The following is a 25,920-nucleotide window of genomic DNA, read 5'->3' on the forward strand; positions in this document are numbered from 1 at the left end:
TCCTGCAATGCGGTGCAAAGTACCGACACCGCACTTGAATCTCCTAGGGCGCCCAGCGCAGTGGCCGCCGAGCCGCGCACACTCGGCGCTTCATCCTGCAATGCGGCGCAAAGTGCTGACACCGCACTGCGATCCCCAAGGACACCAAGAGCTTTTGCCGCTGCTCCCCGCTTCTGCTGAAGCGTCGCTCGCTGCAAAATGTCGACCAATGCATCCCGGTCAAGCGTTCCAAACCGACCACTGGAATGAGTCATTTTGTCCTTGCGCGAACGCCGCCGCCGCCAAGTCGATAGTTGCAGAGCCCGCTTGAAGCTTCGCGCATTGAGCCGACGACTCAGCAACAATGTGCGGGTCTCCGCCGTCAAATCTTCGTCCTTCGAGATTGTAGAAAATAGACCGAACCCAATGGCACTACGCGCAAGACTCGTGGACAATTCCGCCAAGCGGTCGGCAGTTCGGTCACGCATACGGCGCGAGCCGGCGAGTCCCACGCCAATTGCTGCCCATAGCATCTCACGCTGCGCGGGGGTCAAGATTCCATCATTCGCGGCGGCAACATCGACAAGCAAGTCGGGCCGGTAGTGGCGCTGCGCAAAATCAATAGCTTGGTTCACTGCAAGTTCCGGATCGGCATGCAAGCCCACCCAATCCCCGATTGTCTGCGCGAGATCGGGCCGATCGAGGATCAAAAAGTCGGGTAGCTCCCTGCCTCGAAACAGGAGCGCGACCGCCAGATCAATCAAGGTCTGATGAGCGAATTCCGCTTCGTTTCCCGCCGCTGCTGTTACCATCCGAGCGAGATGCATGTCTGTCAGCAAATTTGTCCAATCCGGCTGTACTGCGTCAGGCCAACTCAGGGCCAGCAAGCTGTGGAGCTCGGCAAGGTTGAACCTCAAGTCGCGCCCCGTTTCCGCACTTTGAGGATCGAAGATCACGCATAGTGCGGCGGCCGCCGCGATGGCTGGCGCCAGTTCAACGGGCGCCTGACCTCGTTTCAGATCAATCAGCCCACGTTTTTCGGCGACATGCTCAAAAGTGCGCATCAGCACGCCCGCTCGACTCCGAGGCAGCTTGGTTCCGACATCTCCCGGCGAGAGCAGAAGATCGACGATGTGACTCAGGACTAGTGGATTTGTTGCAGGCTCGGTCAGTCCAGCATCCTCAATGGCGGACCGAGCCGCCCCAACGTCGAGCCCTGCGTCGGAGAGAAACGCGTCGACCTCTTCATCTGCAAAGGGCCGTAGCTCCATGAGCTCGATCGAGCGCAATGCGACCCAATCGTCCATATCGCCCAAGGCGCGAGTGGTCGCCATCACTGGACAAGGATGATTGCCTATTACGATCTGCTCGACGGCCTTCCACAAGGTTTCCCGACCGTAGCGTAACCTGATCTCATTCAATCCATCCACAATGACGATGATACGCCCATGTTTCAGGTCAGATTTCCATTTCTTTTCCGCTACTGCGGCAGGCCGTAGTCGGCGTAATAGGCCTATGTGGTCCGCATTTGCCGCGCCATGAACGTCCAAGATACGACGATTGATTACAACACAGGGCGTCCCTGCCTCAGCCAGAGCCATGGCCAACACGGCGCAGAGAGAGCTCTTTCCGGTCGCAGGCCCCCCGCTGACCAGCCAAGTGAGTGGCGTACCACCTCCAGAGGCCTGCAATAGACGTGACCGAAGAGACTCAAACGGTATTCGTTCGACAAAGTCAGCAGCCAGACCACGATTGGCCAGCAGAGTCGGCGTCTGATAGCGCCTCGGAATATTCCTTCGCCATATCTCAGCGGAGCTTTGGTGCATCTATTTCTACATAAGGATTCTCGGTGATATCTACTTGCAGCATCAAACTATCCGATAGGCAACTCCCAAGCGAAGCATTCCGCGACATTTCGGATTTCGGCAGCGCTGGATGCGTCCTGCAAAATCGGTAAAATTGCACCTCAGTAGATCTGTGGGACGACGACAAGTCGCTCCTTGAGATTGCAGATTCCGAGACGCCGCAATTCTGGTCTCATGGTGACGCTGCAGAAACCTTTCCCGCAGCGTATGCCAAGGTACGGCCGCTCCGTCGCGCGATCTGCCTCGCATTTCGAGTTTCTGCCGCAAACGTCCGATCTCGTCGATCGGGCGCAAGACGTTCGAGCTAACAGCTCGAATCCCCACTGGCCCATCGATAGATCCGGCTACTCAGGGGGCCTGCTCCCAGCGGATTGCTGACCTTGATGGTCACGCGCGATCCGGAGCCGGACTTTTCGATGCGCGCCGAGGCGAAGTAGTTCATCCGGACCCCATAGCTGCCTGCGACCAGGCGAAACTCCGCGAAGCCGCGGTCGCGGTGCAGCTCGCCTTCGGCTTCGATCTGTCCCCCGCCCGGGTTGGCCGGATTGCCAAAGACCCGGACGGGCGGATTGCAGCTTTTGCCGGTCTCGATCAGGCGGCGGTAGATCTCCTCATAGCTTTCGGAAAAGCTCCTGCTGTCGGCGACGTCGCGCGAATTCAAGCCCTCCGGCGACATCGCACATCCACCGGCCATCAGAACGGCGATCGCCGCCGCAGGCAGAGCTGCCTTGATCCCCATCGTCCATCCCCCTGCGCATCGATCGCATCGCCCCGAGCGATCACCGTGCCACCGGATTCACATACGTCGTTTTGCGGGAGACAGACAATAGCCACGCGGCATCATGAGCGCGGGCTCACCGCGGACGGCTTCGACGTTCGCGACCGACTTGGCGATCACCTCCTCACGACGCTCATTCGTGATTGCGTTTGGCCTGCGCCATCCGTCATAATTGTGAAATAGAAATTTTCGCGCAATTGACGGCAGCCAAGCCGATTGGAAGCCGAACGTTCTTTTGGGGGAGAGAGCGCACATGCACGCGCCAGTGGCCGGCTCGAAACCGGCTCCCGTGGTCGGCACGGCCTACAGGCCGGATATCGACGGACTGAGAGCTGTCGCAGTCATGTCCGTCGTCGTGTTCCACGCCTTTCCCCATGTGCTTCGCGGCGGCTTCATCGGAGTCGACATCTTCTTCGTCATATCCGGGTTCCTGATCACCTCGATCATCGTTGCGGATCTGGCGAACGGATCATTTCGTCTTCGGACCTTCTACGCGCGCCGTGTCAAGCGCATCTTCCCTGCCCTCATCGTGGTTCTCTTGGCCGTCCTCCTGCTCGGGTGCATTCTTCTGTACACCGACGAATACAAGGAGCTCGGCAAGCAGGTCGCGGCGAGCGCCGGATTTGCCGCGAACCTGCTGTTCTGGAAGGAGGCCAACTATTTCGACCTGGCCGCGGAAACGAAGCCGCTGCTTCACCTGTGGTCGCTCGGCATCGAAGAGCAATATTACATCCTCTGGCCGCTGCTGCTGTGGCTGTGCTGGCGGACAAGGAAGCGCGCCTTGCCGTACCTCGTGGGGCTGCTGCTCGTCGGGTCATTTCTGCTGAACATCAGAGCCATGGGCACGAGCCCGACCGATGCGTTCTACTCCCCGCTCACGCGCGCATGGGAGCTGTTTGCAGGCGGTCTGCTGGCGATCGCATCGTCGCCATACACCAGGCCGCTCCTCGGCGCCGTCCCTGACACGGGACATCGATCGGTCGTTTCCGATCGGCTCGCGGCGTCGGGAATAGCTCTGTTGGCGGCGAGCCTGATCCTGATTTCGAGAAATACGCCATTTCCCGGGTGGGCGGCACTGCTGCCTGTCGCAGCGACCTGCATGCTCGTCGGCGCCGGACCGTCTAGCTGGGTCGCCCGCCGGATTCTTTCGCATCCTGTCCTGGTCGGAATCGGGCTGATCAGCTACCCGCTCTATCTCTGGCACTGGCCCCTGCTCGTCCTGACCCGGGCCTGGATGGGCGAGGCGGGCTCCGCGCCGCTGCGCTGCGGCGTCGTCGCGCTGAGCGCCGGTCTGGCCTGGATCACCTATCGATTTCTCGAACGTCCAATCCGGTTCGGGCAATCGCCCTTGCGCTCGCTCCCGCTGCTCGGCGGTGCCCTGGCGACGCTCGCTGGAATCGGCGCCCTGGCCATGACCTACGGCTGGACCTTTCAGCCGGGCGATCTGAACAGCTACGCAGCCTATTTCGATTCGTTCCGCACGGGCGTGTCGCCAGCCCGCGAAGAGCTGGTGGAGATCAACCAGAACCAATGCAACTTCTACAACTTCGAGAGCGCGCTTCCCACGCGCGTCCCGCGGGACGGCATCAGCCCGGACTGCTACACCAGCCACTCCCGCAGAACGGTGCTGCTCTGGGGCGACTCTCATTCGGCCCATCTCTTCTACGGCTTACGGAAGACGCTGCCGGCCGATACGTCCCTGCTGCTGGTCTATGCGTCGGGGTGCCGTCCACACCCGATCGATCTGGCCAAGTTGACGACGGATTACTGCGAGATGTCCAACTCATTTGCGCTGTCGACGATCAGGAAGGTCGTTCCCGATGTCGTGGTCATCTCATTCAACAATTCCTTCGATACGGAGTACCTGCGCGAAGTATCCCGGGACATCAAACGGATCGGCGTGAAACGGGTGATCGTGCTCGGACTGGCGCCGCATTGGGAGCCGTTCCTCTTCAAGGTGGTCATGCAGCATTATTGGCAGTTCACGCCGGCACGTATCGCGACGCACCTGGACCAGCATGCGCTCGGCATCGACAAGGCGTTTCGGAACGAGCTCCGGGCCGACGAACCGTTCGAGTACCAGAGCCTTCATGACTTCTTCTGCAATCGAGAAGGCTGCCTGATCTATCTCGATCGCAACCGGCGCGAGGGTCTCGTGAGCTTCGACAATGCGCACCTGCGCCCCCTCGCGTCCCTCTATCTCGCCGAGCACCTGCTCACCCCGTTGATCCAACGCGACGTCCTGCCGCCGGGCACGCGCAGCGATGCGCAGCCGCATGGCAGGACGGGGGCTCCCGATGACCGGCCGGCCGTGCCGTGAAGACGCGCATTGCCGGGATGGACCACGAGACATCCCAAGTCCCATCGACGTCTGCGTGCCATCACCCGACCAGAGCTCCGGCGTCGTGTCGATGAATATGCATTGAACGCGCCGATCGTCGTTCGGAAAAAGCGGCTTGCGCTACCCGATCGCCGCGTGTAGATGGCGCCTGTCGCGAAAAGCGGCCGTTGCCTGCGGCCGAGTACAAGCCGTCCATCTGCCGTTCTGGCATGGACCGGCCCAGCGTCTCCCACACATCAATCGCCTGACCGATCGTCAGGCTCCAGCGAGCGGTCGCGCGTATCTGCGCCATCGGCTCGCGTGGACCGGAGCGCGCCATGACCAGGGCTGTTGCCGTCATCTATCTGACCATCGTGCTCGATGCCGCCGGCATCGGGCTGATCTTTCCGATCCTGCCGTCGCTGCTGCACGACGTGACGCACGCCGACAACGTGGCGTCCCTTCTCGGCGTCATGACGGCGCTCTACGCCGCGATGCAGTTCATCTGCGCGCCGGTGCTGGGCTCGCTGAGCGATCGGCTCGGCCGGCGCCCGCTGCTGCTGGTCTCGCTGGCCGGCGCCATCGTCAACTACCTGTTCCTGGCCGCTGCGTCCGATCTCTGGATGCTCCTGCTCGGCCGCGCCATCGCCGGCGTCACCAGCGCAAACGTCTCGGTGGCCACGGCCTACATCACCGACATCTCTGCCGAGGAGGAGCGGGCCCACCGCTTCGGACTCCTCAATGCGATGTTCGGCATGGGATTCATCATCGGGCCCGTGCTCGGCGGCGCGCTCGGCGACCATTGGCTGCGGCTGCCGTTCATCGCGGCGGCGGTATTGAACGGATGCAACGCGCTGCTGGCGTTGCTGATGCTGCCGGAAACGCGACCACCGGACCCTGGCAGGATCGAGATCGCGGTCCTCAACCCGCTGCGGCCATTGCGCTGGGTGCTCGCCGTCAAGAGCCTGCTGCCGGTGGTTCTCCTCTTCTTCCTGTTCAGCGCGACCGGCGAGGCCTATGGCGTCTGCTGGGCGCTGTGGGGTGGCGACACCTTCCACTGGAGCGGTCTTTGGATCGGCCTGTCGCTCGGCGCCTTCGGCGTGTGCCAGATGCTGGCCCAGATATTCCTTCCCGGTCCGGCGGTGAGATTGCTGAGCGAGCGCGGCGCCATTCTGACCGGGGTGACCTGTGTCTGCACGGCGCTCACGGCCATGGCGTTCGCCAGGCAGAGCTGGATGGTGTTTGGCGCCATGCCGCTGTTCGCGCTCGGCGGCATGGGCATGCCGGCCCTGCAGTCGCTCGCCACCCGGCAGGTCGACGAGAATTTACAGGGCCAGTTCCAGGGCGTGCTCGCCGCCACCGTCAGCCTCGCCTCGATCGTTGCGCCGCTCGGCTTCTCGAGCCTGTACTTCGCCGTCAGGGAGCAATGGCCCGGGGCGATCTGGCTGTCGGTCGTCGCGATCTACGCGATCGCCATTCCCGTCGTTGTCACGCTGCGCCCGGCCAAGCCGGTGTCCGTGCCCTGACGTCTCGGAACGATCGCCTGCGCCGCCCTTGCCTCGGGGACAGCGCTCGCCCGCACGCCTCTCAGTTCGCGGTGATGCTGTGCAGATGCAGGGCCATCATGGAGTCGTAGTGGGAGTTGCCGGCATAGGGGTCGTGGACCGCGGCCTCGTGCATGGTGCCGGCGGCATGGGTGCTGCCACTCTCGTTGGCCGCGGTCGCATCGGCCTGCGCGTTCGCCAGAACCTGCGCAGCGCCTGCGGCGTCACCGAGCTTGGTCAGGCTGGCGGCGGTCTCGGCTGCCACCGCCGAGGCGATGGCGGCGGCCTGCGCCGGCGTCTGCACGGGCGCGGCGACGCCTGCGGCCTGCGGGATCTGGGCCAGCAGCGCCTGCGTGTCGGGCGTCTTGATGTTGTAGCCGAGCGTCTCCAGCACCACGAGATCGATCGGCGACAGCGTCTGCGACGTGGTGGGGTTGTAGAACTCGTTCAAGGGATCGCGCGCGCCCTGGATGCCGGTGTTGAGGAAGTCGGCCGGGTCGGACATCTGGCCGTAATCGGCGATCTTGGTCACGCCGCCGTCGAGCGAGAAATAAGCGGGAGGGCCGGCCGCGATGTTGTTGTTGATCAGATGCTGTCCCGGCTTGGTGAAATCGAACAGATCGAAGATGTCGAGATTGCCCGGCGACGGTACGCGCCCGAGCGCATGCGACAATTCGTGCAGCGCGACGCCGACCAGGGACTGAGTCGGGATGTCGGTGTTGAAGATGGCGAAGCCGTCCTCCGTCGTCGTGCTGTTTGGATCGATCAGCCCGAGCACCTTGGCCTGCGCGTTGGCGACGAACACCTGGGAATGGCCCTGCACCGCCCTGGTCGTCGGCAGATTGTCGAACACGGTGTCGCCGGCCGCCGCGTGATCCTGCAGATCGGTTCGCAGCTGCGTATAGTTGGCGAGCACGCCGTTGCTGACATTGGCGCCGGCGCCGCCGCCGGTGCCGGCGAAATCGATCGCGAGGTTCACCGTGGCCTGATCGGTGATCGCCGAGGACAGGATCGCCGCCGCCTGCTCGACGCCGGCGCGGAAGCTTTCGGGCGCAGCCGCAGCGGCGGCATCGAAGGTGAGGTTGAAGGTCAGACCGCCGGTGTGAACCGCGACGGTCTCGGAGCCGTCGGCATGCACCACCGGATCCGACACCGCGCCGGGCGGCAGCACGAACGGCGAGGCGGCCGCGGCCGTATTGATGGTCGTGGTCTTCGCCGCCGCGGTCGGGTCCGGCATCATGAGGCCCTCCGAGCTCAGTCCGAGCTGGTCATAGGTCAGCGTGTTCATCAGACGGACTCCTCGATCATGGCCCCCGCGTCCCCAGCTGCGAGGCGTTCGCAAGCCGCGACCATCATCGGCAAGTGAGTGAAAAGTCTGACGCGGCCGGACCCTCTTCGCGGCAGCCGCGCCATGGTTTGGATGCGGCCGGGAAGCCCCGCCATGCTCCTGCCGCGCTGGTCACGCGCGGCGAATGACGGCAATCTGCGGCAGGCGTCCGCCACAGATCGATCCAACATCATCATCGAGAGCCTCCCCATGAAGATGCGCCCGCTCGGCCGGTCCGGCCTCAACGTTCCGCCCCTCTGCTTCGGCTGCAACGTGTTCGGCTGGACGGTGGACGAGGCAGCCTCGTTCCGCCTGCTCGACAAGGTGCTGGAGTCCGGGCTCAACTTCCTCGACACGGCGGACGTCTATTCGCGCTGGGTGCCCGGCCACACCGGCGGCGAGTCCGAGACCATCATCGGCAAATGGATGAAGCTGCGCGGCAACCGCGATCGCGTCATCCTCGCCACCAAGGTCGGCATGGACATGGGCGACGGCAAGGTCGGGCTGAAGGACGACTACATCGCGCGCGCGGTGGAGGATAGCTTGCGCCGGCTGCAGACCGACGTGATCGATCTCTACCAGTCGCACAAGGACGACGAGGCGACGCCGCAGGAGGAGACGCTGGCGGCCTACGACAGGCTGATCAAGGCCGGCAAGGTGCGCGTCATCGGCGCCTCGAACTTCTCGGCGGAGCGGCTGCAGGCCGCACTCGACATCTCCAAGGCGAACAACCTGCCGCGCTATGAGAGCCTGCAGCCGGAATACAGCCTCGCCGAGCGCGCATCCTACGAAGGCGCGCTGCAGCGCGTCTGCGAGGACAACGGCGTCGGCGTCATCACCTTCTTCTCGCTGGCCGCCGGCTTCCTCACCGGCAAGTACCGCTCGGAGGCCGATTTCGGCAAGAGCCCGCGCGGCCAGCGCAGCATACCGAAATACTTGAACGAGCACGGCATGCGCATCCTCGCCGCGCTGGATTCGGTCGCGAGGGAGACCGGAGCGCAGCAGGCCTCGATCGCGCTGGCGTGGCTGCTGGCCAAGCCGTCGGTGACGGCGCCGATCGCCAGCGCGACCAGGCCCGAGCAGGTCGACACCCTCGTGGCGGCGGCGCAGCTCGCGCTGACCGCGGACCAGGTCGCGCGGCTCGACGCGGCGAGCGCGTGAGCGCACACGAACAGCGTCATCATTCAACTAGGCGTGCGGCGTTTCGACACGCACGCAGGACGGTCGTTCTCCACCGGACACGGCCTGTGATCGAGGACAGGGCGCTGCCAACAGCTGTCCTCGCACGCGATCACGCTCCTGCACCGCATTTTCAGCACAGCCGTGCAGCGGGCCGGGCGACTTTGCAGCATTTCGCGGATCGTCACCTCGCGGCCAAACTTCGGCCGGGATCGAACTGCTAAGTCCACCTCTAATTTAGAATGTATCGAGGAAGCGTTCGGTGAATCGTGTCGCGCGCGTAGCTGTTGGCGCATTCGTATTTGCATCGGTTCTGTCATCCCTCGTGGCGCCGACCGGCAGCGCCCGGGCGCAGCAATCACCGCAGCGCGCGCCGGCCGGCGCCCCGGTGGGCACGCTGCCGGACCGCGAGGCGCTGAACTCCGGCACCGTCACCGTGATCACCGCGCCGATCGGCGGCCCGATGTCGGTGATGGGCTCCGACATGGCGGCGGTGCTGGATGATGGCGAGAGCCTGCGCGTGCTGCCGATCCTCGGCAAGGGCTCGGCGCAGAACCTCATCGACATCGTCATGCTGAAGAACATCGACATGGGCTTCGTCGCCACCGACGCGCTGGAATTCGTCAAGACGGAATACAACATTCCAGACATTGCCCAGCGCGTGCGCTACATCGCGAAGCTGTTCCACAACGACGTTCACATCATCGCGCGGCGCGAGATCCGCTCGCTCGCGGATCTCAACGGCAAGCGCGTATTCGCCGAGCGCTCGATCGGCCTCCCGGCGGCGCGCACGATCTTCCGGCGGCTCGGCATCCAGGCCGACATCGATTCGCAGACCGACCCGACCGGCGGCCTGCAGAAGCTGATCGACGGCCAGGGCGATGCCTGGATCGCCTCGGTGTCGAAGGACGCGCCGATCATCAAGGGCATCAAGAACGAGGGCGGCCGGCTGCATCTGCTGCCGGTCCCGTATGACCGCGTGCTGCAGGACATCTATCTGCCGACGACGTTCTCGTCGGAGGAATATCCCAACCTGGTGCCGCCGGGCACCAAGGTCGACGCGGTCGCGGCCTCCACCGTGCTGATGGTCTACAACTGGCCGGAGAACAGCGAGCGCTATCGCCGCACCGCGCGGTTCGTCGACGCGCTGTTCGGCAAGATCCAGGTGCTGCAGTCGCCGCCGCGGCATCCGAAATGGCGCGACACCGTGCTGTCGGCGCCGGTGCAGGGCATGATCCGCTTCAAGGCGGCGCAGGAATGGCTCGACGGCGCCCGCGCGATGCAGTCGCCGGGCCAGGACGCCAACCCGGCCGAATTCCGCAAGTTTCTCGACGAGCGCAAGGCGCAGGCGCGGATGTCGCCGGACGAGGCCGCGAGACTCTACAGCGACTTCCTGAAGTGGCAGCGCAGCAGGGAGCCACGCTGAGCACCGAACCGCCGGAAGCGACGTCCCGGCGTCAGGAGGGCGGCAGCAATCCCGCCTGCTCGGCCGTGCGCCGGACGGCCGGCAGGGCCGCATTCGCAGCGCCGCCGTGCTGAGGCGCGGCGCGCGCGAAGCTCAGCTCGACCGTGGTGCCGCCGCCCGGCGTCTCGCGCAGCGCGACGCGGCCCCGATGCGTCGCCATGACCTGCGACACGATCGAGAGCCCGAGCCCCATGCCTTCGCCGCGGGCGTGGCCGCGCTCGAACGGCTGCAGCAGGCGTTCGGGCTGATCGGATTGCAGGCCGGGCCCCGAATCGATCACGCGCAGGCGGGCAGCGGAGTCGACCTCGACCAGGATGGGACCGCCCGCGCCGGCATGCGCGACCGCATTCCTGATCAGGTTCGAGAGCGCGACCGCGATCGCGGGCTCCGAGCCGCGGATCCGGACCGGCGCATCGCAGCCAGCGAAGCCGATCTCAAGCCCGGCCTGCAGCGCCATCGGCACGTGCTCGGCGGTGACGCGCCGCGCCAGCGCGACCAGGTCGATCTCGCCCGGCTCGTCCGGCTCCATCGAGATCCGCGCCAGTTGCAGCAGCATGGTGACGATCGACGACAGCTTCTGGTTCTCGCCGACGAGCTTCGCGCGCAGGCCGGCATCCGGCACCGCCTCCAGCATGGTGCGGGCGTTGGTCAGCGGCGTCCGCAGTTCATGGGCCGCGTTGGACAGGAAGTTGCGCTGCGCCTCGGCGGCGTGGTCGATGCGCGTCAGGGCACGATTGAAGGCGGTGACCAGCGGCAGCAGTTCGGCCGGCGCGTCGCGCTCGGGCAGCCTTCGGCCGTCGGGCACGCCGTCGATCATCTCGGCCGCGCGCGCGACCGCGCGCACCGGACGCGCGATCAGCGTCGGCACGAACAGCAGCGCCGCCAGCACCGTCGCGACCAGGACCAGGATGATCGGGAGCGCGACGATCGTCGCATCGGTCAAGGTGCCCGTCATCAGTTGCGTCGACGTGTAGGCGACGCCGCCGGTCTCGATCCAGACCTCGCCGACCGGCGTATTCCGGACCGCCGTCATCCGTTTCAGGCGCCTCGTCTCGCCGTCGATCGCATAGGCAAGAAAGCTGGTGCCGTCCCGCGAGGACGGCCCCTTGTGCGGCCGCCATTTCGGAATCGGCCCGTAGCTCACCTCGCCGCTCTTGTCGGAGACGACATACCAGAACGTCGGAAAGTCCTGCATGATCGTGTCGAGGCGGGGCGTCTGCTTGACGATCAGCTGGCCGCCGGCATCGCGGGCCACGGCCTCCTTCAGCGCGTCGGCGACGTCGGCCGCACCCCACGTGCCGTCATCGTCGCCGCCGAAGCGGATCAGCAAGGCGGCGGCGCAGATCAGCATGATGGTGGTGACGACCGCAATCAGCGTCGCGGAGAGCAGCGTGATCGAGCGCCGGATGCGGCTCAGCTTCTGCCACCTCATCTGCGTCACTCGCCGCTGAGGAGATAGCCAAGGCCGCGCACCGGCCTGATCGTGGCCTTGCAATTGGCTTCGCGCAGGCGGCGGCGCAGCCGCGACACATGGGCCTCGATCGCGTTCGACTGGATCTCGTCCTCGAAGCCGTAGGCTGCGGTCTCCAACGTCTCGCGCAGCACGACCCGCCCGCTGCGGCGAACCAGCGCCTCGAGGATCGCAAGTTCGCGCCTGGGCACCACGATCGGCGCCTCGTCGACGCAGACCGCACGGTTGACGATGTCGAATCCCAGATTGGCGATCGAGACCATCGCGCCGCGGTCGAGAAATAGACGGCGCAGCACCGCCCGCGCCCGTGCCACCAGTTCAATAGGCTCAAATGGCTTGGCGACATAGTCGTCCGCGCCCTCGTCGAGCGCACGTGCGATGTCGGCGGGATCGTCGAGCGCCGTCAGCACCACGGTCGCGGGGCTCGGCTTCTGCTGCCGCAGATCCGGCAGCAGCGCCAGCCCGTCGCCGTCCGGAAGACCGCGGTCGATCACCACGAGCTCGAAATTGCGCACCGCGATCGCCGCCCGCGCCTCGTCGAGCGTCGTGACGATGTCCGACGAGCCGAACGCCGTCGCGAGTGCATCCCGCAGCCAGAGCCCGAGCTGGGGATCATCCTCAACGACCAGAACGCGCACGCCATCCTCCCGCATCACCGACAATCGGCTGTTCCTATCATTACGGACGGATTACAATAGGATTACGTGGCGGCGTTCTGGTACCGTTGTTTTTCGTGGCTCAATCGAAGTTGACTGGTTCTGACAAAGCCGATTGCACGCCTGTCGCGACATCTCCGATTGCAAGCTGAACGGTTTCTCGGCCGGCGCGATTGCAGTCGCATGACGGGCCAGGCCGCGGACATCCGATTTTCCATCAGCCGGCAGGCCGGTAACGTCAGCCTTTCGTAATCGTCTTGGCCGAGACTGGCGCGCTCAAACACGCGCCGAGGATTCGCCCGCATGAAGCCTGCCGCATGATCGACCGGACATACCGGGCGATCCGCCATTCCTAATCGGCCGGGGGCGTCGATCGCGCGTCACATCCGTTGCCTCATCATTGATCGACATCGACATGTTCTATGACTTTGCGTTCTCGACCGTCGCCGAACGGTCGGACTGTCATCCGGCGGCCTGGCGTCGTCCATTCCTGCGCTGGCTGGACGGCATCGAGGCCGGCTGGGCCGTGCCGCTGCTGCTGGCGTGCTTCGTGGCCGTGTGGACGGTCTATCTTTCGATCGCCTATGCCGGTGCCGGCCTGCATCCTGACGTGATCGAGACCTGGACGTTCGGGCGGACGTTCGCCTGGGGCTACGACAAGCATCCGCCGCTGATGGGCTGGATCGCCGGCGCCTGGACCGCCGTCTTCCCGCTTTCCGACTGGTCGTTCCACCTGATGGCGATGACCAATGCGGCGCTGGCGCTGTGGTTCGTCGATCTCGTCTCGCGCCGCTTCGTCGGCGGCGACAAGCGGGTGATCGTGCTGCTGCTGCTGATGCTGACGCCGGCCTATCAGTTTCACGCGCAGCGCTTCAACGCCAACTCGGTGCAGCTGGCGACGTGGCCGCTCGCCACCTACTGCTTCCTGCGCGCGTTCGAAACGCGAACGACGTCCTGGGCTGCCGCCGCGGGTCTGACGACCGCACTCGCCGTGCTCGGCAAGTACTACTCGATCTTCCTGGTGATGAGTTTTGCCTTCGCCGCCATGGCGCATCCGCAGCGGCGCGCCTATTTCACGTCGGCTTCACCATGGATCTCCACGGTCGCCGGCCTCGCCGCGCTGTCGATGCATCTCGACTGGCTGGTCGGACATGACGCCGCGCCCATCCAGCACGCGCTGATGCACGCGCGCTCCACCCTGGCAACGTCGTCGCGGGATGCCCTGTTCTTCCTCTTGGGGCTCGCAGCCGCGATGGCCGTGCCAGCCGTCACCTGGCTGATCGTCGCCGGCGCCAGGATCAGGTCCTTCGCCACGGAGATGACCACGCTGAACGACGGCCTCCGGCTGTTGTCGTACATCGCCATCGGCACGGTCGGCCTGCCCGTCGTCAACGCGCTGATCATGGGGACCGACCTGCCATCGCTGTGGGCGCTGCAGGGACTGTTCCTGTTCGTCGTGGTGGTCGTCTGCGGCGCAAGCTATCCGATTGCCCGCTTCCACACCGTCAACATCGCGGTGCTGACGGCCGGGATCGCCGTCCTGGCCGCGATCGTCGCGGCGCCGCTGCACGCCTTCTACCGCAACCGGCACGGCTATGAGGAAGGCCGCACCTTCTACCAGCAGACTGCACAGGAGGCGACGCGGCTATGGCGGGAGCTGACGGGGACACCGCTCGCGCATGTCGGCGGCACCGAGAGCCTTGCGCTCGCGACCGCCTTCTACAGCGCCGATCATCCCGCTTACGGTCTGCCCATCTCAACCCACAAGGCCGGCGTGGATGCTGGCAGCGAAGGCTGGATTTCGCTGTGCTTCCGCGACCAGGCGGATTGTATCGGCGCCGCGGAAGCGGCGGCCGCCCGATCCGGCAACTACGTCAGGCGTGAGTTCACGGTCCAGGCGCGGCTGCTCGGCTGGACAGGGTGCACACGGACGGTGGTGGCATTCCTGGTGCCACGGCCGAGCGACCCATAGGGCTGAGGCAACGCGGGACGCGGCAACATCGTCGGCGGATCCGAGCATGTAGATAAAGAACAAGGCCCCGCATCGGCGGGGCCTTGCATCGTCGGACGCCCGGGCGGCCGTCTCAGTCATTGTCCCAGGAGCCGTCGGAATAGCCGTCCCGGTAGCCGGACAGATAGCCGTCGCCATAATTGCCGTAGTCCGCATCATACTCATAGACGCGGTGACGACGATAGACGACCCGCGGCGGTGGATAGTCCTCGTAGCTGTCGACATAGGTCGGTGCGGAACGGGCGGTTGCCGCAGACCCGATCAGGGCTCCGATCGCCAGACCGCCGACGACGCCGGCGGCGACCGCCGCTCCGCGATCTCCGCCGGCGTTGGCCGGCGTGGCGATCGTGCCCGCGATGGTCGAGGCCACGATCATGAGCGCGCAAATTCGTTTCATTGGGTTCTCCTTGCGATCGGCTCAGCCGTCGTTGCGGGAGACTCGTGGCTGCGGCTTACAGCATCATTACAAACGGCGCAGCGAGAGTGTGAGCGCGAGCGTGACGCCAGGTCCATCATGGCAGGCCGTTCGGACGTGTGGGGCTGGGACACAAACCGAACGGCCTGCCCACTGGACTCCGACGACGTTCGAAGCCATGCGGCACCAGCTCATGATGGAAAGCGCCGCAGGTGGGACGGAGCCGACCTGATCAGGTCGGGCTTCAGGGCTGCGACGCCGCTCCGATGTCTTTCCGATCGAGCACCACATCGAGAGACGGCGAGCATTGGCTCATCATGACACGCTGTCGATGGCGAAACCGATGTGACGTCGGTCGTAAGGACGCTTCGAAGTAAGCGTCACGCGCCTTACCGCAGGATTACAGTACGACGCAGACGATCCGGGCATCTCTTCGGTGCATGACCGGGAAAAATTCCCGCGCGTTTGAACAGCCGGCTTCGACGTGATGGACGACGACCAGCCAGGCAGCGCGCCATTGCGCTTCAAACGCCAACTGTTTCGCCTGCGCAGCGACAATGTCGTTCCGTCCGAGCCGCAGCGTCGAAGGCATCGACGTCCGCCGCATGTGCGCCCGGGAAATTTCGCAATTCTGCCGACGTGCGCGTCACAAGCCGAGCGTTGCACGCTTTGCCCAGTCCGTGCGACGCGAAAGGAAATCGGCGGGCGGCGCGCTCGAATTGTTGTGCGGCTCCACAACCATCTGCTAGGGAGTGCGGCATCGCGCGATCAGCCGGTTGGGAGAGTGGGTGTCACTGACACGCGAACGAATCGAAGGGCTCGCGCCTGATCAGGCCTCACTCGCCGCGGCGCTGAAGCTGGTGAAGCCGGCGAACTGGCCGGTGCTCGCCGCGAGCAGCGATGCCGAGGTGCTGTGGGGCGAATGCCAGGGCTCGGGCGCGACACCGTATCGCGTGGTCACCGCAGCCGAAGGCAGCGGCTACAAATGCACCTGCCCCAGCCGCAAGTTTCCCTGCAAGCATGTGCTGGCGGTGCTGTGGCTGCGGGTCGACAAGCCGGAGCGGTTCGAGACCACCAGCCCGCCGCAATGGGTCGAGGACTGGAGCGCGCGGCGCCGCGGCTCGAGCGGCCGCGCGCCGGGCAAGCCCAAGCCGGAGAGCGATGATGCGGGCGCGGCGCCTTCGCTCGATGCTGCGCTGGCAGAGACCGCGACGATCGCGCCCTCCGATCCAAAGGCCGCGGCGCGCGCCGAGGCCCAGCGCGAGCGCATCCGGGCCGAGCGCGAGGCCGCGATCCTCGCCGGGCTCGACGAACTGGAGCGCTGGATCGCTGATCAGCTCAACCAGGGGCTTGCCGATTTCGCCACCCGCGCCGCATCCGCCACGCGCACGCTGTCGACACGGCTGGTCGATGCCAAGGCCGGAGGCCTCGCTGCCCGGCTCGATCAGCTCTCGTCCGAGCTGTTTCGTGTCGGCGAGGAGCGCCGCGCCGATCTCGCCATCGAGCAGCTCGGCGCGATGACCCTGATCGCCTCGGCCTACCGGCATCAGGACCGCCTGCCGGCGCCGCTGCGCGAGGATGTCCGACGCGCGGTCGGCTGGTCGCTGCGCCGCGAGGAACTGCTGGCGGACGCCGCGGCGCCGCGCGCAAGCAGCGTGTGGATCGTTGCCGCCAACCTGTCCGAGGTGCAGCCGGACAAGCTGCGCAGGCTCGAGACATGGCTCGTCAACACGGGCGATGACCTCAGCCAGCCGCGCGCCGCGGTGCTGGTCGATTTCGTGCCGGTGTCCGGCGGCGGCGCCGGATTTCCTTTCGCTCCGGGCGAGATCATCGACGGCGAGGTCGTGTTCTATCCGTCGGCCGCGCCGTTGCGCGGGCTGCTGGCGAGCCGCAAGACCGCGGCGACCGCGACCTGGCCGCGGCCGCTGCCAGGGCTCGCACCAGCGCTGCAGGACTACACCGCGCGGCTCGCCGCGCTGCCGTGGCTCGATCGCTGGCCGCTGCGGCTCGCGGGCGTGACGCTGCACACCGCCGGCAAGGGCGCGCTCGCCATCACCGACAAGGCCGGAGATGCGATCGCGGTGGAACGCAGCCAGTTCGACCAGCTGACGCCGCTGCTCGGCCTCGACGACCTGTCGCTGCTGTGTCTGTGGGACGGCCGCGTTGCGCAGGTGCTCGCCGCCGAAACGGCGCTCGGCCGCTGGCATCACGAGGGCTGACGATGGCGAGCGCAATCGATCCCCAGAGCCATGCCCGCCTGCGCCAGTCCTTCCTGCTTGGCCTGGCGCGGCAGCCCTTGACGACCCCGCCTGCGCTGGCCGAGCTGTTGCCGCAAGGACGCGAGCCGGCGCTGCCGCTGCTGGCACTGGCCGCGCAATGGCAGCGCTTTGCCGGCGCGCCGGCGCCTGTGGCCGATCCCCTGGCGGATGCCGCCCTGCGGCTGCACCAGGACGCGCGGCCCATCCTGCCCGAACCGGCGCGGCGCGCGCTCAGGGCCCTGGCACGCAGCGTCGAGAAGTCGCTGGCGTCGAGCGCCCTGCCGCTCGCGCTGCGCCGGATCCAGGCCGCCGGCTGCCGGCTGCATCCGTTCGATCTGCCGGATCTCGTGCCGCACATCAAAGCCAACGCCGAGGACCAGGGCCTCGCCGAGCGCGCCTATCTGGCGCTGATCGCCTCCGACGCCGATGACGATGCGACGAAGGGCCTGTTCTTCGAACGCATCACCCTGGAGAACTGGACCACCTTCCCGAAGGCGCAGCGGCGCGCCTTCGTCGCGGAGCAGCGGCGCAACAATCCCGCCGACGGCCGCGCGCTGATCGAATCGGTGTGGAAAAGCGAGCCCGCACCGGTCCGCGCTGCGCTGCTCGATGCGCTGATGGTCGGCCTCAGCTCCGATGACCAGCCGTTTCTGGAGAGCCTGAGCGCCGATCGCGCCGACAGCATCAAGCAGATCGCCGCACAGCTCCTCACGCGCATCGCCGAACGCGCCGAACGCGGCACCCGGCTGAGCGAGGCCGCGCAGTGCTTCCAGCGCGCGGGCTCATTCCTCGCTAAGATCGGCCTCGGCTCGGCATCGACAGTGACCTTCAAGCTGCCGGCCGACGGCCTGAAATGGCAGGAGGCCGAGGCGTTGCGCGAGCGACTGTTCGGCGGACTGCAACTGACCGCTCTCGCCCGGGCGGTCGGCGTGTCGCCCGAGGCGCTGATCGCCGCACTGCCGCCATCCGAGCACCGCGTGCTCATGCTGTTGATGGATGCCGCCGCAGCCGAGGGCGACGACGACACCGTGCTGCGCATCATCGGCGCGCGCCTCTGCGGCGGCGACGCGCTGCACGGATATGCGCTGATGTCGCTCGCGGCGAAGGCCCGCCAGCCGCTCGCAGCGCAGGTCGCCGAACGCGTGCTGGCGTCACCGGCCTGGCAGAAGGCGATCCAGGACCTCGCCGATGCGACCACGCCGGCGGCGCAGAAGGACGACGGCCGGCTGGTGCTCATGGCTGCGCTGATGCCGCGCGCGACGATGCCCGCCTTCATCGCCACGCTCACCCCGCTGTCCCCCGCCACCGCGCGGGCGGCCAAGGATTTCGCCGACCTCGTTCTCGCGTTGCCGACGTAACGCGCAATCAAAATGTCCGGAGCACACCCATGACAAATGCCGATGCGAGCCCGACCGACGGCCAGTTGCGCCGCTCCGCGGAAGCATTGCATGCCCACGAGCTCGAGGCGCTGGCGCAAGAGGACACGCGGGCGCGGCCGGCGCAGTGGCGGCTGTCGCCGCAGGCGGTCGTGACCTATCTGATGGGCGGCCGCACCAAATCGGGGGTCGAGATCACGCCGAAATATATCGGCAACCGCCGGCTGATCGAGACCGCCGTGGCGACGCTCGCGACCGATCGCGCGCTGCTGATCCTGGGCGTGCCCGGCACCGCGAAATCGTGGGTCTCCGAACATCTCGCCGCCGCGATCTCCGGCTCGTCCGAGCTGATCGTGCAATGCACGGCCGGCACCGACGAGAACCAGATCCGCTACGGCTGGAACTACGCGTTGCTGCTCGCCAAGGGCCCGTCGCGCGAAGCCATGGTGGCGACGCCCCTGATGCGCGCGATGGAGGCGGGACGGATCGTGCGCTTCGAGGAGCTGACGCGCATGCCGTCGGACGTGCAGGACACGCTGATCACGGTGCTGTCGGAGAAGCTGATGCCGATCGCGGAGATCAACGACGCCGTGCACGCCCGGCGCGGCTTCAACATGATCGCGACGGCGAATGCGCGCGACAAGGGCGTCAACGAATTGTCCTCGGCGCTGAAGCGGCGCTTCAACGTCGTGGTGCTGCCGCTGCCGGCCGACCTCGATGAGGAGGTGAAGATCGTCACCAAGCGGGTCGGCGAAATCGGCGGCGGCCTTGAGCTGCCGACGATCGCGCCCGCCGACCAGGAGATCATGCGCATCGTCACGGTGTTCCGCGAGCTGCGCGACGGCCAGACGCTCGACGGCCGGCTGAAACTGAAGTCACCATCCGGCTCGCTGTCGACAGCGGAAGCGATCGCGGTGACGATCGGGGCCTGGGCCGAGGCCGGACATTTCGGCTCCGGCGTGATCGACGCGCAGAGCATGGCCGCCAATCTGGTCGGCGCGATCGTCAAGGACCCCGTGCAGGACAAGGTCGTGCTGCAGGAATATCTTGAAACAGTGGTGCGCGAGCGCAAGCCCTGGGCCGATCTCTACGGCGCGATCCGCGAAGTGATGTGACGTGGCCGCAGCTTCGCCCGATCGCCTGCACCTCCTCGGCATCCGGCATCACGGGCCGGGCTCGGCGCGCGCCGTGCTGGCGGCGCTCGACGCCGCCGATCCCGCGGTCGTGCTGGTCGAGGGACCGCCGGATGCCGATGAGCTGATCTCCTTCGCCGCATCGCCGGCGATGGTGCCGCCCATCGCCTTGCTGGTGCATGCGCAGGACGATGCGAGCAACGCCAGCTTCTTTCCGTTTGCGGTGTTCTCGCCGGAATGGCAGGCGATCCGCTGGGCGCTGGCGAAGCAGCGACCGGTCCGCTTCATCGATCTGCCGGCATCGCATCGGCTGGCCGAACGGGCCAAGGCGGCGAAGCCGGAGAGCGATGAAGGCAAGGCCACGCCGGAGGACGCCAACGCGGCTGCGCAGGAGCAGCCCGAGGCCACCGATCCGGAGCTGGCACAGATCCGGCGCGATCCGCTGGCCTATCTCGCGACGCTCGCCGGCTATGACGACAGCGAGTCCTGGTGGAACGCGATCGTCGAGCAGGGCACGCATGGACCGGAGATCTTTGCGGCGCTGGAAGCGGCCATCGCGGCGTTGCGCGAGACGATCGATCCCCTGCCCTATCAGCCGGCCGATGAAGCCCAGCGCGAGCTGCGCCGCGAAGCGCACATGCGCCTGGAAATCGCAGCGGCGCTGAGCGCGCAGGACGGCACGGTCGCCGTTATCTGCGGCGCCTGGCACGTGCCGGCGCTGCGCAAGAAGGTCGCGCTGAAGGATGATCGCGCATTGCTGAAGGGATTGCCGCAGATCAAGGTGACCGCGACGTGGGTGCCCTGGACCGAGACGCGGCTCGCCGCGAGCTCCGGCTATGGCGCCGGCGTGATCTCGCCCGGCTGGTACGCGCATCTCTGGCAAGGATTGCAGCACGGTCAGGTCGCCGCGCTCGACGCTACCGGCTTCACGACCCGCTGGCAGGCGCGCGTCGCCGAACTGTTGCGCCGGAATGGCCGGCCGGCATCGACGGCCTCCGTGATCGAGGCGTCGCGGCTGGCGATCACGCTGGCCGCGTTGCGCGACGTCGCTTTGCCGGGACTGGCCGAGATGCGCGAGGCGAGCCTTGCCACGCTTTGCGAAGGCGAGACGGCTCCGTTCCGCCTGATCGAGCAGCAGCTCATCATCGGTCAACGGGTCGGCGAGATCGACGACAGCGTGCCGCAGATGCCGCTCGCCGCCGATCTCGCGCGCTGGCAGCGCAAGCTGAAGCTGAAGCCGGAGGCGCTCGACACCGACATCGCGCTCGACCTGCGCAGCGAGGCTGGGCTTGCCAAGTCGCAGCTCCTGCATCGCCTCGCGCTGATCCAGGTGCCGTGGGGACGGTTGCAGGGATCGGGGCAGAGCCGCGGCACGTTTCGCGAGAACTGGCGGCTGCGCTGGGAGCCGGAATTCTCGGTGCGTCTGGTCGAGGCGCTCGTGCACGGCACGACCGTCGCGCAGGCCGCAGGCAACGCCGCCGTCACCCACGCGCAGGCGGCGACCTCGTTGAACACCGTCGCGGACCTCGTGCGCGGCTGTCTCGAAGCGGGTCTGAGCGAGGCGGCCGAAACGACGATCGCGCTGCTGCAGCAGCGCTCGGCCGCGACCAGCGACGTTGCCGACCTCACCGAGGCCGTGCCGCCGCTCGCCGAAATCCTGCGCTACGGCACCGCGCGGGCGCTGCCGACCGAGGCGCTGCGCCTGCTGGTGACCAGCCTCGTCGAGGCGATCTGTGCCGGCCTCGTCTATGCCTGCCGCAACCTGCAAGCCGACGTCGCCGCCGATCTGCGCGGCAGGCTGGCGCGGCTCGACGTCGCGATCGGGCTGATCGAGGATCGCGGCCTGCGCGACGGCTGGAGCCGCGCGCTGCTGCATGTCGCCGCCGATGCGGCAGCGCATCCGCTGGTGAAGGGCCTGGCGGGCCGCCTGCTGTACGATCAGGGCATCGTCTCACCGGAGCAGGCCGCGCTGGCACTGTCGCGCGCGCTCTCCCACAGCGTGCCGACCCTGGAGGCCGGCGACTGGCTCGACGGGTTTCTCGGCCAGAGCGGCCAGGTGCTGCTGCACGACCAGATGCTGCGCCGGATCATCGACGGCTGGCTGGCTGCGATCGACGACGAGGCGTTCAACAACCTGCTGCCGGTGATGCGCCGTGCCTTCGCGAGCTTCGACCGCAACGAGCGGCGGCGCCTGCTCGACGAACTCGCCAAGCAGCGCCCGCTGGCCGTGTCGGCGTCGATCGATACCACGCCGTTGCAGCCGCTCGCGCCGCTGCCGTCCAGTGCGGCCGGGTTCGACGCCGCCCTGCCCTTGCTGCTGACGATCCTGGGCGCCGACCGGCCGATGAAGGGGCGATCGAAATGAGCCGTGATGCAGATGCCGAGCGCAACCGCCGCTGGCGCCTCGTGCTCGGCGGCGACGACCAGGCCGGCCTGTCCGATCGCGATCGGCGGCTCGATGCGGCACTGGCCGGACTCTATGACGCCGGCTCCGGCGGCAAGCGCGGCGGGGGCCGACGTGGCGGCCTCGGCGGCTCGGCGCCGCGCGTGGCGAGCTGGCTCGGCGACATCAGGGAGTTCTTTCCCGCGCCGGTCGTGCAGGTGATCCAGAAGGACGCGTTCGAGCGGCTCGGCCTGAAGGAGATGCTGCTGCAGCCGGAGCTCCTCGCCGCCCTCGAAGCCGACGTGCATCTCGTCGCCGACCTGATGGCGCTGCGCGCGGTGATGCCGGAGAAGACCAAGGCGACGGCGCGCCAGGTCGTCGCCAAGGTGGTGAAGGAGCTGATGGAAAAGCTCGACGCCCGCACCACCGAGACGATCCGGGGCGCGGTCGACCGCCGCCGCCGCACCCGCCGGCCGCGCGCCGGCGACATCGACTGGCCGCGCACGATCGGCAGGAATCTGCGCCACTGGCAGGCCGAGCATCGCACCATCGTGCCGGAGACATTGATCGGGCACGCGCGCGCCGCGCGCCGGACCAATCTGGAGGAGGTGATCCTCTGCGTCGACCAGTCGGGCTCGATGGGCACCTCCGTCGTCTACTCCTCGATCTTCGCCGCGGTGCTGGCCTCGATCCCGGCGATCGCGATGAAGCTCGTGGTGTTCGACACCAACATCATCGACCTCACCGAGGAGCTGGCCGATCCGGTCGAGGTGCTGTTCTCGGTGCAGCTCGGCGGCGGCACCGACATCAACCAGGCGCTGGCCTATTGCGAGCGCCTGGTCCGCGAGCCGGCGCGGACGCACATGGTGCTGATCAGCGATCTCATCGAGGGCGGCATCGCCGAGCAGATGCTGGCCCGCGCCAAGGCGCTGGTCTCGTCGGGCGTGAACCTGATCGTGCTGCTGGCGCTCAACGACGACGGCCGTCCGGCCTATGACGGCAAGCATGCCGCAATCCTGGCCTCGCTCGGCTGCCCGGTGTTCGCCTGCACGCCGCACCAGTTTCCGGGGTTGATGGCAACCGCGCTGAAGCGCCAGGACATCTGGTCGTGGGCCGCAGCGCAGGACATCAAGCTGGTGCGGCCGGAGGACGGCGTCTCGGGCGTGTGAATGAAGCGCCTGGTTCTCATCTGCATCCTGCAACTCGGGCGCTATGCGGTCCTGCCCGTGGTCGGTTTGGCCGGCGGATTGCTGGTCATCTGGCTGATGCTCCTCGACGACTCCACGAGGATTGCGCTCTCGGCCTGCCACACGGCATCATGCCGGCCATGAACGACGCAGCACAGCGCGCCCACCGCGGCATCGGCCATTCGACCAATCTCGTCGGGCGTCCCTCCGCGTGGCTGGCGAGCTGTGCCTTCAACGACAGCGCGGTGCCGCTGCACATCTGGGGCGTCACGGAGATGAACCCCAGCCTGTTCACGATGCTCGATCAGGCCGAACATCTCGCCGAAGCCGGCGAAGCCTTCACCACCTACATGATGGCGATGTTCGGCCTCGATCCTGAGCAACGCGCCACGACGTCCGGCGGCCAGCGGCGTTTCCGCTCGTCCTTCCTGCGGCTGATCCAGGGCTGGGGCTTCGACAGCAACGGCCCGGAAGGCGCCGTGCTCAAGGGCTGGGTCGAGAGCCGGTTCGGCCTCGGTCCGTCCTACCACAAGGAGATCATCGAACGCGTGGCAAGCCGGGCCTGGACGACCTATGTCCAGGAGAAGATGTCGAGCCGCTTCCACAACAATGCAATCTGGGTGCAACTCGATCTGCTGTTCGAATTCTGCCAATGGGCGATCCGCCGCTTCGCCTTTCCGGACGAGACGCATCTGACGCTGCATCGCGGCGTCAATTCGTTCGACGAGCATTGGATCGTGGAGCAAACGACACGGCGCGAGGCGGTGGTCCGGCTCAACAACCTCGTCTCGTTCTCCTCCGACCGCGACACTGCGGGCTGCTTCGGCGACATGATTCTCACCGCGAGGATTCCCGTCAGCAAGATCGTGTTCTTCAACGGCCTGCTGTCGTCACATGCGCTGAAGGGCGAAGGCGAATACCTCGTGATCGGCGGCGACTACCGCGTGAGCGTCGACTATGTGTGAGCAGGCTTCGCATGACCGCGCCTGATGTCGAGGAACGCGCGCTGGCGGCCATTCCTGCGCGCTGGCGCGACAGGCTCGACCGCGACGTGACGGCGGACATTCACGTGCAGGTGTCCCGGCTGCTGGAGATTGCGCGCGCTTCGGGCCTGATGTCTTGGAGCAAGGGCATCCAGACGTCGCAGAGTGTGCCGGCCGTGGCGGATCCGCTCCGACCGATCGTCGTCTCAGCCACGGCCCTCAACCATTCTGCGCCAGCACCTCGCGCAGCGCGTCCGTCAGCCGCGCAAGCTCCGTCTCCGAGCCGATCGTGATGCGCAGATAGTTCGCGATCCGCGGGGCGGTGAAATGGCGGACGAGCACTGCGCGCTGGCGCAAGGCTGCGGACAGCGCCTGGCCGGAATGGTCCGGATGCCGGGCGAAGACGAAATTGGCGCTGGACGGCAGCACCTCGAAGCCGAGCCGAACCAGCGCAGCGGTGAGGTCGGCGCGGTTCTTCATGATGACCGAGCGCGCCTGCTGGAAGTGCGCCTCGTCCTCAATCGCGGCGATCGCGCCGGCCTGGGCGGGCCGGCCGAGCGGGTAGGAGTTGAAGCTGTCCTTGACCCGCGTCAGGCCCTCGATCAGCGCGGCATCGCCGATCGCGTAGCCGACGCGGAGTCCTGCGAGCGCGCGCGATTTCGACATCGTCTGCACCACCAGCAGGTTGGGGTAGTCACGGATCAAGGGAATCGCGGTCTCGGCGCCGAAATCGACATAGGCCTCGTCGATGACGACGGCCGCGTCGCGACGCGCCGCCGCGAGTCGCGCGATCTCGGCGCTCGGCAGCGCGATACCCGTCGGTGCGTTCGGATTGGCGATGATCACCGGGCCGGGGCGGCCGACATAGTCCTCGATACGCACGCGCATCTCGGCGTCGAGCGGAACGGTCGCGTGGTCGATTCCGAGCAGCCGGCAGTAGACCGGATAGAAGCTGTAGGTCACGTCAGGAAACAGCAGCGGCGCGGGTTGCTTCAGGAGCGCCGCGAAGGCATGCGCGAGCACCTCATCCGAACCGTTGCCGACGAACACCTGCTCCGGTGAGACCCCGTGATGGGCCGCGAGCACCTCGCGCAGCCGCGTCGCCTGGGGATCCGGATAGAGCCGCAAGGTGTCGGCGGCGGCGGCCCGTATGGCCTCGATCGCCTTGGGCGAGGGCCCGAACGGGCTCTCATTGGTGTTGAGCTTGACCAAGCCCGGGATCTGCGGCTGCTCGCCGGGCACATAGGGCGACAGCCCACGAACGAGCTCTGACCAGAAGCGACTCAAGATTGCTCTCCTGCGCACCCGAGATCCGCCGATCGACGCATCGATCGGAAGCGATGGACGTGCGAACTGAACGTGGTGTGGATCATCGGCAAATGGCGCGCCCGGAACGATTCGAACGTCCGACCCTCAGATTCGTAGTATGAATTTGGTGCTTTCCGACTACACGCGGCGGCACCTCGCCACACTCTCGCCCCCACGATAAGATATTGATCAGTCATGCACTTTCGCGTCATAGCGTAGTCTGGCGTAATTGGACCTCGATGACTCTCATCCAGGACTTCCCCAGACTAAACCCAGACTAAA

Annotated in this window: 20 protein-coding genes and 1 tRNA gene; 12 read left to right on the top strand and 9 right to left on the bottom strand. The window is 66.6% G+C overall.

The annotated features are described in order from the left end of the window. The coding region (locus QX128_RS31195) for a HEAT repeat domain-containing protein (protein ID WP_316239447.1) at window positions 1–1,580 on the bottom strand (1,580 nt) is incomplete at its 3' end. 568 nt (window positions 1,581–2,148) lie between these two features. Further along, on the bottom strand, window positions 2,149–2,520 hold the full coding sequence (locus QX128_RS31200; RefSeq protein ID WP_316239448.1) for a hypothetical protein: 372 nt from the start codon (window positions 2,518–2,520) through the stop codon (window positions 2,149–2,151). Window positions 2,521–2,875: 355 nt separating this feature from the next. On the opposite strand from QX128_RS31200, the gene QX128_RS31205 reads away from it, so the two are divergent. Further along, entirely contained in the window at window positions 2,876–4,942 is a 2,067-nt protein-coding gene (locus tag QX128_RS31205; RefSeq protein WP_316239449.1) for an acyltransferase family protein, read from the top strand. A gap of 338 nt (window positions 4,943–5,280) precedes the next feature. Continuing rightward, complete coding sequence (locus tag QX128_RS31210) at window positions 5,281–6,468, top strand: TCR/Tet family MFS transporter (protein WP_316239450.1); 1,188 nt, start codon at window positions 5,281–5,283, stop codon at window positions 6,466–6,468. Between the two features lie 61 nt (window positions 6,469–6,529). On the opposite strand, the gene QX128_RS31215 is transcribed toward QX128_RS31210, so the two are convergent. Continuing rightward, window positions 6,530–7,774: an NF038122 family metalloprotease gene (locus QX128_RS31215; RefSeq protein ID WP_316239451.1), complete on the bottom strand. Its 1,245-nt coding sequence runs from the start codon at window positions 7,772–7,774 to the stop codon at window positions 6,530–6,532. Between the two features lie 249 nt (window positions 7,775–8,023). Between QX128_RS31215 and QX128_RS31220 the strand changes: the two genes are divergently transcribed. Continuing rightward, window positions 8,024–8,974, top strand: coding sequence for an aldo/keto reductase (locus QX128_RS31220; RefSeq protein ID WP_316239492.1), 951 nt, complete (start codon window positions 8,024–8,026; stop codon window positions 8,972–8,974). 280 nt (window positions 8,975–9,254) lie between these two features. Beyond that, entirely contained in the window at window positions 9,255–10,418 is a 1,164-nt protein-coding gene (locus QX128_RS31225; protein ID WP_315800457.1) for a hypothetical protein, read from the top strand. A gap of 31 nt (window positions 10,419–10,449) precedes the next feature. On the opposite strand, the gene QX128_RS31230 is transcribed toward QX128_RS31225, so the two are convergent. Together QX128_RS31230 and QX128_RS31235 are read right to left on the bottom strand one after the other, a co-directional pair. Continuing rightward, entirely contained in the window at window positions 10,450–11,889 is a 1,440-nt protein-coding gene (locus QX128_RS31230; RefSeq protein ID WP_316239452.1) for a HAMP domain-containing sensor histidine kinase, read from the bottom strand. A gap of 5 nt (window positions 11,890–11,894) precedes the next feature. Then, the gene (locus QX128_RS31235) at window positions 11,895–12,566 is read right to left on the bottom strand and encodes a response regulator transcription factor (RefSeq protein WP_315800459.1); all 672 of its coding nucleotides are present in this window, start codon (window positions 12,564–12,566) and stop codon (window positions 11,895–11,897) included. Between the two features lie 433 nt (window positions 12,567–12,999). Here QX128_RS31235 and QX128_RS31240 point away from each other — a divergent pair, with 433 nt between their 5' ends. Beyond that, complete coding sequence (locus QX128_RS31240; RefSeq protein ID WP_316239453.1) at window positions 13,000–14,556, top strand: glycosyltransferase family 39 protein; 1,557 nt, start codon at window positions 13,000–13,002, stop codon at window positions 14,554–14,556. 112 nt (window positions 14,557–14,668) lie between these two features. On the opposite strand, the gene QX128_RS31245 is transcribed toward QX128_RS31240, so the two are convergent. Further along, complete coding sequence (locus tag QX128_RS31245; RefSeq protein ID WP_316239454.1) at window positions 14,669–14,992, bottom strand: hypothetical protein; 324 nt, start codon at window positions 14,990–14,992, stop codon at window positions 14,669–14,671. Between the two features lie 418 nt (window positions 14,993–15,410). Further along, window positions 15,411–15,602 (bottom strand): hypothetical protein, encoded by a 192-nt coding sequence (locus QX128_RS31250; RefSeq protein WP_316239455.1) that lies wholly within the window; start codon window positions 15,600–15,602, stop codon window positions 15,411–15,413. A gap of 196 nt (window positions 15,603–15,798) precedes the next feature. On the opposite strand from QX128_RS31250, the gene QX128_RS31255 reads away from it, so the two are divergent. The 7 genes from QX128_RS31255 to QX128_RS31285 are packed head-to-tail and all read left to right on the top strand — an operon-like array spanning window position 15,799 to window position 24,312. Then, a complete protein-coding gene (locus QX128_RS31255) occupies window positions 15,799–17,229 on the top strand; it encodes an SWIM zinc finger family protein (RefSeq protein WP_316239456.1) in 1,431 nt (476 codons plus the stop codon). Window positions 17,230–17,231: 2 nt separating this feature from the next. Beyond that, entirely contained in the window at window positions 17,232–18,626 is a 1,395-nt protein-coding gene (locus QX128_RS31260; protein ID WP_316239457.1) for a DUF5691 domain-containing protein, read from the top strand. Window positions 18,627–18,655: 29 nt separating this feature from the next. Then, a complete protein-coding gene (locus QX128_RS31265) occupies window positions 18,656–19,759 on the top strand; it encodes an AAA family ATPase (protein ID WP_316239458.1) in 1,104 nt (367 codons plus the stop codon). A 1-nt stretch (window position 19,760) separates the two neighbouring features. Further along, on the top strand, window positions 19,761–22,142 hold the full coding sequence (locus tag QX128_RS31270; RefSeq protein WP_316239459.1) for a DUF5682 family protein: 2,382 nt from the start codon (window positions 19,761–19,763) through the stop codon (window positions 22,140–22,142). Then, on the top strand, window positions 22,139–23,329 hold the full coding sequence (locus QX128_RS31275) for a vWA domain-containing protein (RefSeq protein WP_316239460.1): 1,191 nt from the start codon (window positions 22,139–22,141) through the stop codon (window positions 23,327–23,329). The genes QX128_RS31270 and QX128_RS31275 overlap by 4 nt, the downstream gene beginning before the upstream one ends. Next, window positions 23,330–23,491: a hypothetical protein gene (locus QX128_RS31280; protein WP_315800467.1), complete on the top strand. Its 162-nt coding sequence runs from the start codon at window positions 23,330–23,332 to the stop codon at window positions 23,489–23,491. Beyond that, window positions 23,488–24,312 (top strand): NAD(+)--dinitrogen-reductase ADP-D-ribosyltransferase, encoded by an 825-nt coding sequence (locus tag QX128_RS31285; protein ID WP_410051421.1) that lies wholly within the window; start codon window positions 23,488–23,490, stop codon window positions 24,310–24,312. Before QX128_RS31280 ends, QX128_RS31285 begins: the two co-directional genes overlap by 4 nt. 237 nt (window positions 24,313–24,549) lie before the next feature. Here QX128_RS31285 and hisC read toward each other — a convergent pair whose 3' ends face one another. Next, window positions 24,550–25,617 carry a histidinol-phosphate transaminase gene (gene hisC / locus QX128_RS31290; protein ID WP_316239461.1) on the bottom strand — a complete coding sequence of 356 codons (1,068 nt, stop codon included), beginning with the start codon at window positions 25,615–25,617 and terminating at the stop codon, window positions 24,550–24,552. Between the two features lie 93 nt (window positions 25,618–25,710). Further along, a tRNA-Arg gene (locus QX128_RS31295) sits at window positions 25,711–25,784 on the bottom strand. Window positions 25,785–25,920: the final 136 nt, after the last annotated feature.

This window comes from Bradyrhizobium sp. SZCCHNR1015, from assembly GCF_032489875.1.
Classification (GTDB): domain Bacteria; phylum Pseudomonadota; class Alphaproteobacteria; order Rhizobiales; family Xanthobacteraceae; genus Bradyrhizobium.